This is a genomic window from Compostibacter hankyongensis (assembly GCF_039541075.1).
Taxonomy (GTDB): Bacteria; Bacteroidota; Bacteroidia; order Chitinophagales; family Chitinophagaceae; genus Compostibacter; species Compostibacter hankyongensis.
In genome coordinates this window covers 1,013,306-1,021,845 of the sequence record NZ_BAABFN010000002.1, presented here as the reverse complement: position 1 = coordinate 1,021,845, position 8,540 = coordinate 1,013,306, and the positions used below count along the sequence as shown (strand labels likewise).

Here is an 8,540-nt window from a genome sequence, read left to right as displayed (position 1 = left end):
CTGCATGCAAGTGCCAGGGTGTCCGGACAGCGGATCAGCCTGTCGGAGAAAAATGCTTCCCTGGAGGAGGTGTTTTCGGAGATTCGGGATCAGACCGGCTATACGTTTGCCTATGCCGAGTCGTTAATGCGTCCTTCGCGCAGGGTGACGGTGGATCTCCGCAACGCGACGTTGGAGGAGGCGCTGGCTCGCTGTATGGAAGGCCAGCCGCTCTCCTGGGTGGTGATCGGCAAGACGGTAGTGATCCGTTCTCTGACCCGGGATTCGGCAGACAGGATGCCGCCGTTGCCACAACAGCCGGTATCCGGCAGGGTCACCGATTCCTCGGGCAATCCGTTGTCCGGAGTGACGGCACAGGTGAAAGGCGGGACCGCCGGAACGGTCACCGATGCCGACGGCAAATTCAGCCTGGACGTTGCTGCTGATGCCGTATTGGTGTTCTCCTACCTGGGCTATGACAAAAAGGAGTTGCCGGTAAACGGACGTTCCCATATCAACGTGGTACTGAAGCCTTCCAGTACCGGTCTGAATGAGATCGTAGTCGTGGGATATGGCACCCAGAAAAGGAGCGATATTACAGGAGCCGTCGAATCTATCGATAATAAAATGATTGCCACCCGCCCCCAGGAAAACGTAGCCCAGACGCTACAGGGTTTGTCTCCGGGTTTAAATGTCAGTACGAATAGCTCCGGGGGAGAGCCCGGCGCGACGATGAATTTTAATATCAGGGGGATGGGGTCTCCTTATGTTCTGGTAGATGGGATGCCCATGGATATCAACCAGGTGAACCCCGCCGATATCGAGTCCGTTTCTGTTCTCAAAGATGCGGCGTCGGCAGCGATCTATGGCGCTAACGCGCCCTATGGCGTCATTCTCATCACTACAAAAAAGGGGAGGAGCACCTCCGGCAAACCCAATTTCACTTATCATACCGATATGGAATGGGCAACGCCAACGGTATTGCCTCAACCCGCCAATTCGCTTGAATTTGCCAAGGCCTGGAATGACGCAGCGAAAAATGCGGGAATGGCCCCGATCTTTTCTGACGAAGTGATCGGGCGGATTGAGGCGTTCATGAAGGATCCGCGGAATACGCCCGGAACAGTGCCGGATCCGTTCGATCCTAATAAGTGGGCCAAACATGAAAACGCCAATGCCAATACCAATTGGTACGATGCCCTGGTAAAGAAATGGTCCTTTCGTCAGAAGCATAACCTGTCCATGGACGGCAGCCGGGACGGATTGTCATATTATGTATCTGCAGGGTTTTATGACCAGTCCGGTCAAATGCGTTACGGCGATGAGCAATACCAGCGCTACAATATAGATGCGAAGATCAATACCGAGATTACAAAATGGATGAGGGTTAACTTCCTGACCAAATTTACGAGAAGCAAATCCGATTATCCGAATGACGGATATGGCCTGGAACGGGATGTAATGTGGCACGATCTTACACGCAGATATCCCACTGACCCGGTCGTTTATCCAAACGGTGAATACAGCGAGATGTCCAGGATCAATGTCTATGAGCACGGCGGACGGGATGTCTATACCAACAACGATTTGTGGCTTCGGGCGGAAGGCGAGCTGGAGCCGGTGAAGGATTGGCTGATCAAGGGAGATTATTCCTGGAAAAACGGAAACAATACCAATGCTGCTCATCATGCGCTGGTGTATGCCCACGGACCTAACGGTGACCCCTACGTGGCCTTTGATACCCGTACGCCAAATGATATAGCCAAAACATTTGATACGGATAATTACTGGACCTTTAATATTTCCACTTCTTACGAAAAAAGGATAAAATATCATCAGCTTAAATTGTTGCTGGGCTATCAACGTGAATATCAGTCTGCAAGCAATCTCTATGCTTTACGGAATACATTGATTACGGATAATGTGCCGTCCATTTCAACCGCTGCCGGCGATGTCAGTGCAGACGATGAAGTTTATCACTGGTCTACCGTTGGAGCATTCTTTCGATTCAACTATAACTTCAGGGATAAATACCTTCTCGAGGTGAATGCCCGTCGCAGCGGGTCTTCGAAATTTGCTGAAGATAAGCGATATGGTTTCTTCCCCTCTGTGTCTGCCGCCTATCGCATTTCCGAAGAAAAGTTCTGGTCCGGAATAAAACCTTACATCGGCTACTTCAAGCTGAGAGGCTCTTATGGATCTTTAGGTAATCAGAACGTGGATAATTATTTGTACATACCCATTATGCCGGTAACTCCTCAGGTCGGATGGATACTTGGGGATAACATGCCGGTCGGCGTCGGGATGCCCGGTATTACAAGTCCGGATCTTACCTGGGAAACCGTGAGGACTTTCGACCTGGGGTTCGATGCAGCGTTGTTGAAAGAAAGAATGAATGTGATATTCGACTATTTCAAAAGAGATGTGCTTAACATGCTCGGCACATCATACCCGCTGCCATCCGTACTGGGGACGGCTGTGCCGTTGGAGAATAATGCCGCTAAAAGAAATTCCGGTTGGGAAGCTTCAGTGGAATGGAAGGACAGGATAGGCGATAATTTCAGCTATAACCTGAAGGCCAGCCTGTCCGATTACAAGGTCGTGATCACAAAATGGAATAATCCGGATAAAACGCTGTCGAGCAACTATGCCGGGATGCGGGAAGGGGATATCTGGGGATATGCTTCCCGCGGCCTGTTCCAGTCGGAGGAGGAGGTGAAGGGCCATGCCGATCAATCCATTATCTATGCGAATTGGTATCCCGGAGATGTGCGGTATGAAGATCTGAACGGCGATGGCATCGTCAACTATGGCAACCGGACTGTAGATGATCACGGAGATTTAAAAATAATAGGGAATTCACTGCCGCGGTATGCTTATTCTCTTCTCTTTGGCATGTCCTGGAAGCAATTTGATCTCTCCATGTTCTGGATGGGCATAGGAAAGCAGGACGTCTGGTTTAACAATACCGCCAATGTATTCTGGGGACAGCTGGGAGATGTATGGCAAAACAGCACTTTCAAGGAACATCTGGACTACTGGACGGAAGACAATCCGAAGGCCTATTATCCGAGACCTTATTTCAGCAGCGAAGGCAACAAGAACCGGGAGATATCGTCATTGTATCTCCAGAACGCGGCTTATCTGCGGCTTAAATCCCTCCAGGTAGGTTATACGCTCCCTGAATCGCTGCTTCGAAGAATATCGGTTAAAGGCGCCCGTGTTTATGTCAATGCCGAAAACCTGCTGACCTTTTCTTCTATAAAAGGAATGTTTGATCCGGAAGGCATATCCGGCACATATGGACAAGGAAAGATATACCCGCTGTCGAAAATAATATCCTTCGGATTGAATGTGAACTTTTAAAAATTTTCTATGAGAAAGATAATTATTTGTATCATAGGATTTCCCCTGGTATTTCTTTTTTCCTCCTGCGAAAAGGATTTCCTGGATAGAAAGCCGCTTGACCAGATCTCCCAGGTTGAATTCTGGAAGACCACAAGCGACATGGAAACTTATTTGAATACCTTATATGCTTCGCTTCCCGGATGGGGGACGCATGATGCCGGGCCCTTTTGGATCGATAATAACAGTGACAATATGGTGCCGGGGCTGTACAATACGCATCTGGCCGGTTTGACCGTACTGCCGGTATCCGGAGGAGGATGGGACTGGACGAATGTGAGGGCTGCCAATGTTTTCCTAAGCAGCAGTTCGTCGGTCGAAGATGGCGCTGAGGGGGACAAGCAGCATTTCCTTGGAGAGGGCTATTTTTTCCGTGCTTGGTTTTATTTTGAATTGTTTCAACAATTCGGAGGTCTCCCGTGGATTGACGAGCCGTTGGAAACCAATTCTCCGGAATTGTATGGCATGCGGCAGCCCAGAAATATCACCGCCGATCATATTCTTTCGGACCTCGATTCCGCCATCATTCTTTTAAAAGATGCCGGCCAGGCCCCGGTGAACAGGGTGAACCGGTCGGTGGCTCTGGCTTTTAAATCGAGAGTAGCTCTTTATGAAGGGACATGGGAAAAGTACCACGCGGGAACGGTGTTCGGGATCACAGATGGCGATCCCGGAAAATACCTGAAGCAGTCACTGGATGCTTCGGAACAGCTGATGGAAAGTGGAAAGTTTGCCATCTATAATACCGGACATCCGGAATCCGACTACGATCTGCTTTTTAATCAATCGGATCTGAGCGGGAATCCGGAGATTATTTTTTGGAGAAAATATAAAGAAGGCCTGCTCACCCATAACGGCCAGCGGTACCTTTCAATCATTGCGGGCAATACCGGAATCAGCAAATCATTGGTGGATAGCTATCTCTGTACGGACGGACGACCTATTTCTTCCAGCCGCCTTTACCGTGGAGACAGCGGTCTTTTACAGGTAGTTAAAAACAGGGATCTTCGTCTCCGGCAGTTGATATTTGTTCCGGGCGATCCTATTACCATTGATTTCTCCGGAGGCGGTGATACGTTGTCAGTATTTGGTAAAGCAAAAATTAACCTGGGCGGCGATTCGCGGGATGTTACGGGGTATCAGATCAAGAAAGGCGCCTATCCGGATAAAACACTGCAGCAGGCTGATTTTACCTCTACTACCGCCGCTATTCTGTTCCGGTATGCGGAGGTGTTGCTTAATTTTGCAGAGGCCAAAGCAGAACTGGGGACGATCACCCAGTCCGATATCGACCGTAGCATCAACCTGCTGAGGAAACGAGCAGGGGTAGCGGCCCTTCAACTGGCAGACATCGCTTCCGATCCCGGCTGGGATTTTCCGGAATTATCCCCGGTGATCAACGAGATCCGGAGGGAGCGAAGAGTAGAACTTGCCTGCGAAGGCTATCGATACAATGATCTTTGCCGCTGGAGCGCGCATAGGCTTATTGTACATAAAAGAGCCAAAGGAGCGAGGTTTATCGCCCGCGATTATCCGGATAATATCAACATCAATGTAGATGAGGATGGTTATATTGATCCGTATCAGAAGTCGCTGCCGAACGGATATGGATTCAATATTGAAAGGGATTATCTGTATCCGTTACCGGCATATGATCTTTCTCTCAATGAAAAACTGGAACAAAATCCGGGCTGGCCGAGAAAATAATAGTAAAACTTAAATATTACGATATGCGTTGGGCACTTATTTTGATCCTTTTGTTTTCCTGGTCCGCCGGGGGACCGTCCTATGCGTATGATGCTTCCGGCCTGGCTATGCGAGATAAGGATACCCCGATCTATTATCCGGTCAGATATCTGGAAAAAACGGATATCCGGATCGACGGCACGGCAGACGAACCCGGCTGGGGAAAGTGTGTGGTGATAAGGCCATTACATGCTACCTGGGAGAATGATAAAGGGGATAATACCTCTTTTCGGGCCTGCTTCAGCAGGGATTATTTCTATTTTTCGTTTAAAGTTGAAGACACCACCCCGGTCGTAGCCAAATACACAGACGAGAATTCAGTGGCAGCGGGAGACCGGGTGGAGCTGTTCTTTTCCGCCGATGCGAATATGCATGATTACTACTGCATGGAGATCTCCCCGGAGGCCAGGGTACTCGATTACCAGGCTTCTTATTACCGGATTTTTGATTCGGACTGGAATATGCCGGGGGCGGACATCCGGTCGCAGCGGCATGAAAATGGGTATTCGATAGAGGGAAGATTACCCTTGCGCTTTTTTAAACGGCTCGCCCGCTCAGCTTCCATTAAAGGCCGAAGCATCAGGGCCGGTATATTCCGGGCCGACAAAAAGGGAGGCGGAACCGATACCGGGTTTACCTGGTTTACCTGGAAAACCCCGCAGGTGGATACGCCTGACTTTCATATACCTTCTGCCCTCGGTGTTTTTCAATTCGGGGAAGATCAATAAAAAACGATAAATACTTTAATTATGGATCGGAATAATTTGTTGAACAGGCGAACATTTGTAAAGGACGCACTTGTCTTATTGCCCGCCCTGTTTTTCACTGATAAACTGGTCAGGGGAGGAATGCCCGCCTGGACCCCGGGTCAGCTTAAGACCCGGGGCGTTGTGCTTTCTGTTGAGGACCTGCTTACGCTGGATTGGCCAAAGCTGGCATTTGATGCAGGGCTGACGACCATCGGAACCCATGTAACTCCTTCTCAGGTGGCCCGTTTTATCACATCGGAGAAGGGGCAGCAGTTCCTGTCCGATTGCAAAAAATATCATATTCAGGTTGAGCACGAGCTTCACTCCATGCACGATCTCTTGCCCAGGAGCCTTTTTTCAAAAAATCCGGATATGTTCAGGATGAACGATCAGGGGATCCGGGTGGGCGATTATAACTGTTGTGCTCACTCGAAGAGCGCATTGGATCTGATAGTTGAGAATGCGCTTAAATATGCAGATGTGCTTCGCGCGACTACGGGAAGGTATTTTTACTGGATAGACGATGGTGAGCCCATGTGCCGCTGTGAGCAATGCCGGCCATTTTCCGATTCCGAGCAGGCCCTGATCATTGAGAATGCAGTTGTATCAGGTTTGCGAAAAAAATACCCGGATGCGTCTCTGGCGCATCTTGCCTATGCGAATACAATTATCCCTCCCGTTAAGGTCAAACCGGCAGAAGGGATCTTTCTTGAATTTGCCCCGATATACAGAGACTGGGCGAAGCCGCTTACCGACCGGTCGGCCGGCGGGATAGGCAAGATAGCCGGTAAGAACAGGTTCATCTCGCATGGGGAGACATTGGATCTTTTGTCGGCTAATCTGGAGGTATTCCCAAAAGGAACTGTCCAGGTACTTGAATATTGGCTGGACGACTCGTTGCAAAGCAAATGGAAAAAGCCGCCGGTAAAGCTCTCGTGGTATCCGGAAGTATGTCGCAGCGATGTGCAGACATATGAAAAGATGGGCGTTACAAATATCACCAGCTTTGCCGTATATATTGACGCTACATACAAAAAGATGTATGGGGACCTTGGTTTCATCCGGTCTTACGGTCAGATACTGTCGGGGAAAGCCGGGTGATCCCGGTCTGCAGGCGAATGGGTTTACGCATGCGCAAAAAAGCAAAAAAGAATAGGCAACGTTGTGTATATTTGGCAGCATAAGTCCTAATCAATTGTTATGCTGTCACCGATCCTGATCCGCCTTTTTTCTTTTTTTCTGCTGATGGCCGCATGGGCGCCTTGCCAGGCGCAAACCAGGCCGGCTTCCCTTCCCAACATTGTGCTCATCTATATGGATGATATGGGATACGGGGATGTGGACGCCTATGGCGGCATCGGCTATACCACGCCGAACATCGACCGGCTGGCTGCCCAGGGGATGCGGTTCACCAACTTTTATTCCGCTCAGCCCATCTGCAGCGCTTCGCGGGCAGCAATACTGACCGGCTGCTATCCCAACCGCATCGGCTTCCATGGTGCATTGATGCCGCATTCCCCCATCGGGATCAGCGGCCGGGAAGAGACCATCGCCGGTATGCTGAAGAAAAAAGGATATGCCACGGCGATCATCGGGAAATGGCACCTGGGCGATGCCCGGAAATTCCTGCCGCTGCAGCACGGTTTCGATACCTATTTTGGCTTGCCTTACTCAAACGATATGTGGCCGGTGGGATACGACGGAAAGCCTTTTAAGGATACCAGCAGTCCCCGCGCCAAATGGCCCCCGCTTCCCCTGATAGACGGCAATAAGGTGGTTCGTTATATCCGTACCCTGGACGACCAGAGCATGCTGACGACCTGGTATACGGAAAGAGCGGTGCAATTCATCAACCATCATAGAACACAGCCGTTCTTCCTTTACTTTGCACAGTCCATGGTGCATGTGCCCCTGGGCGTATCGGATAAGTTCAAAGGGAAAAGTAAACAGGGTCTTTTCGGCGACGTGATGATGGAGATAGACTGGTCTGTAGGACAGGTGATGAAGGCGCTTAAGGAAAATGGCATGGAAAATAATACGCTGTTCATCTTCACCAGCGATAACGGCCCCTGGCTCACTTTCGGCAATCATGCCGGATCGGCGGGCGCGCTGCGTGAGGGAAAAGCCACTACCTGGGAAGGCGGGCAACGGGAGCCTGCCATCATCCGCTGGCCGGGGAGGGTACCGGAAGGGACGGTCTGCAATAAGCTGGCGGCCAACATTGACCTGCTTCCCACCCTGGCTGCGGTTACCGGCGCGCCGCTGCCTGCGAATAAGATCGACGGCGTGAATATCCTTTCTTTGCTGAAAGGCGATCCCGGCGCCAACCCCCGCGACCATCTTTTTTATTATTATCATCTGAACAGCCTGGAGGCCGTCCGGCAGGGACCGTGGAAGTTGATCCTGCCACACCCTTATCATTCGTATGAAGGACAGCTTCCGGGAAAGGACGGATGGCCCGGCAGGATGCACAAGGATTCCACCGGGCTGGCCCTTTACGATCTGCGCCGCGATCCGGGAGAACGCTATGATGTAAAAGCCGCGCATCCCGAAGTGGTGACGCAGCTGCAGCAGCTTGCTGAGGAGGCCCGGGAAGACCTGGGAGATGATCTTACCGGCAGGAAAGGCAAAAACAGGCGTCCCCCCGGTCGCTTATAGCCG

At 50.7% G+C, this 8,540-nt stretch carries 5 protein-coding genes; all 5 read left to right on the top strand.

Annotated elements, in window-relative coordinates; translation table 11 throughout:
* The coding region (locus ABD851_RS08885) for a TonB-dependent receptor (RefSeq protein WP_344978364.1) at window positions 1-3,345 on the top strand (3,345 nt) is incomplete at its 5' end.
* A 9-nt stretch (window positions 3,346-3,354) separates the two neighbouring features.
* Window positions 3,355-5,091 carry a RagB/SusD family nutrient uptake outer membrane protein gene (locus tag ABD851_RS08880; RefSeq protein ID WP_344978362.1) on the top strand — a complete coding sequence of 579 codons (1,737 nt, stop codon included), beginning with the start codon at window positions 3,355-3,357 and terminating at the stop codon, window positions 5,089-5,091.
* A 23-nt stretch (window positions 5,092-5,114) separates the two neighbouring features.
* A complete protein-coding gene (locus ABD851_RS08875) occupies window positions 5,115-5,858 on the top strand; it encodes a carbohydrate-binding family 9-like protein (RefSeq protein WP_344978360.1) in 744 nt (247 codons plus the stop codon).
* A 120-nt stretch (window positions 5,859-5,978) separates the two neighbouring features.
* On the top strand, window positions 5,979-6,980 hold the full coding sequence (locus ABD851_RS08870; RefSeq protein WP_344978358.1) for a DUF4838 domain-containing protein: 1,002 nt from the start codon (window positions 5,979-5,981) through the stop codon (window positions 6,978-6,980).
* 99 nt (window positions 6,981-7,079) lie between these two features.
* On the top strand, window positions 7,080-8,537 hold the full coding sequence (locus ABD851_RS08865; RefSeq protein WP_344978356.1) for a sulfatase family protein: 1,458 nt from the start codon (window positions 7,080-7,082) through the stop codon (window positions 8,535-8,537).
* Window positions 8,538-8,540: the final 3 nt, after the last annotated feature.

Coding starts and splice junctions, on each gene's coding strand:
- ABD851_RS08870 (WP_344978358.1), top strand. CDS start 5,979: ATGCCCGCCTGGACCCCGGGTCAGCTTAAGACCCGGGGCGTTGTGCTT.
- ABD851_RS08865 (WP_344978356.1), top strand. CDS start 7,080: ATGCTGTCACCGATCCTGATCCGCCTTTTTTCTTTTTTTCTGCTGATG.
- ABD851_RS08880 (WP_344978362.1), top strand. CDS start 3,355: ATGAGAAAGATAATTATTTGTATCATAGGATTTCCCCTGGTATTTCTT.
- ABD851_RS08875 (WP_344978360.1), top strand. CDS start 5,115: ATGCGTTGGGCACTTATTTTGATCCTTTTGTTTTCCTGGTCCGCCGGG.